The 1,698-nt window shown below is 65.1% G+C and carries 3 protein-coding genes; all 3 read left to right on the top strand.

Going from position 1 to position 1,698, the window contains the following annotated elements; genetic code table 11:
* The first annotated feature begins 240 nt into the window (after nt 1-240).
* Nucleotides 241-753, top strand: coding sequence for a GspH/FimT family pseudopilin (locus DBR34_RS13380; RefSeq protein WP_308812541.1), 513 nt, complete (start codon nt 241-243; stop codon nt 751-753).
* Nucleotides 750-1,235 (top strand): type IV pilus modification protein PilV, encoded by a 486-nt coding sequence (gene pilV / locus DBR34_RS13375; protein ID WP_128097152.1) that lies wholly within the window; start codon nt 750-752, stop codon nt 1,233-1,235. The genes DBR34_RS13380 and pilV overlap by 4 nt, the downstream gene beginning before the upstream one ends.
* On the top strand, nt 1,232-1,698 hold a 467-nt coding region (locus DBR34_RS23105; RefSeq protein WP_258223915.1), incomplete at its 3' end, for a prepilin-type N-terminal cleavage/methylation domain-containing protein. The genes pilV and DBR34_RS23105, both read left to right, overlap by 4 nt.

Raw genomic sequence — 1,698 nt, 5'->3', positions numbered from 1 at the left:
GCGCCGGATGAAGATCTCCGGTGAGTACCAGCCCTGCTACAAAGTGCTGGCCTGAGCCTGCGACCCCGGCCTGAGGGCCGGGGTACGGGGTGGGCGGGCAGGGCACAGCCCACCGCCCAACCCCCCTGTGGCGTCAACGCCTTGACGCCTGTCGCCCCCGGATGACCGTTCATCCTGCCGCCCCTTGCTGGCAGGCGGCGCGGCGTCCATCGTCTGTCACATCACGCTGGGGAGCGTTCCATGTCCATGCGCCCATCCAAGGGTTTCACACTGATCGAACTGATGGTCACCGTCGCGGTGGTTGCCATCCTGACTGCGATCGCCTACCCGAGCTTCCAGAGCACCATTCGGTCTAATCGGGTGGCCGCAGGCCACAACGAGCTGCTGGGCCTGGTCAATCTTGCGCGCAGCGAGGCGGTGCGCAACAACCATGGCGGCGGTGTCTGCGGTAGTACCAGCGGTAACAGCTGCGATGGCAACTGGGGGGGCGGCATGATGGCCTTCGCCGATACCGACAAGAGCGGTACGTTCACCTCGGGTGAAACGGTCCTGCGTTTCAACAAGATTGGCAACGGCTTGGTCATCCAGGGGCCTGCGGCAGTGATCGCCTTCGATGCGCGGGGGCGGCGCCGCGCCGGAGCTGACCAGTCCGTGGTGATGCGCCCGGACAAGTGCGGCAGCCAACAGCTTCTGCGTACCCTTACCGTCAATGCCTCAGGCCAGATCAGCAGCGCCAAGGGAGCCTGTCCATGAAACGTCGTCATATTCCCGCCCGTCGCAACCACCAGGGCGGCTTCACCCTGCTTGAAGTGCTGATCGCCATCGTCGTGCTGGCCTTTGGCCTGCTCGGCTTTGCCATGCTGCAGACCATGAGTGTGCGCTTTGTGCAGAGTGCGAACTACCGGACGCAGGCGACCAACCTGGCCTACGACATGACCGAGTTAATGCGCAGCAACCGCATCCAGTCGGCGTGGTACACCAACGCAACGTTCGCGCCTGGCAGCAAGTCTGCCACGACGACAGCCTGCACGCGCACGACCGGCGATGCGCTCACGATCAACGACAACGTCACGCGCTGGCAGTGCCAGGTGGTCAAGGCGCTGGGCGCCAACGCCGGCGCCACGGTGACCTTGGTGAATGGGGTGGCCACGGTGGCCATCACCTGGTCGGACGACCGCTGGGATCCGGCCAATCCCAATACCCCGACAACGTTCGGCTTGGTCACCCAGCTATGAGCCCTTCCAGCATGATCAGGATGCGTCAGGCCGGCTTGTCGTTGGTGGAGCTGATGATCGCCATGGTCATCGGCCTGCTGCTGATGCTTGGCGTGATCCAGGTATTCATTGCCTCGCAGGCGGCGTCCCGGCTGTCCGAGGGTGTTGCCCGGGTCCAGGAGAACGGCCGGTTCGCGTTGGATTTCCTGGAGCGCGATGTGCGTATGGCCGGCCATATGGGCTGCGTCAACGACCAGGGCCATATCGTGCGTGAGCTAGGCTCGCCACGAATCAGCACCGGGGCAACCCCCGGCAACGGCTCGCCGCTGGACTTCAATGTGAGCGTGCAGGGATACGAGGCGCCGGGCACCGCGCCTGGCAATACGCTGGTCGCTGGTGGTGGGTCGATCCCGGCCAACCTGCCCGCTGCCATTGCCGCCCTGGCGCCGGCTCCGATGCCCGGAAGCGACATCCTGGTGCTCCG

Source organism: Stenotrophomonas sp. HMWF003 (assembly GCF_003061285.1).
GTDB classification, from domain to species: Bacteria; Pseudomonadota; Gammaproteobacteria; order Xanthomonadales; family Xanthomonadaceae; genus Stenotrophomonas; species Stenotrophomonas maltophilia_AP.
Note: the sequence above shows the minus strand (reverse complement) of the source record. Positions and strands in the feature narration are given on the sequence as shown.

Excerpts from the sequence above, each read along its gene's own strand:
- DBR34_RS13380 (WP_308812541.1), top strand. The coding sequence starts at position 241 with ATGTCCATGCGCCCATCCAAGGGTTTCACACTGATCGAACTGATGGTC.
- pilV (WP_128097152.1), top strand. The coding sequence starts at position 750 with ATGAAACGTCGTCATATTCCCGCCCGTCGCAACCACCAGGGCGGCTTC.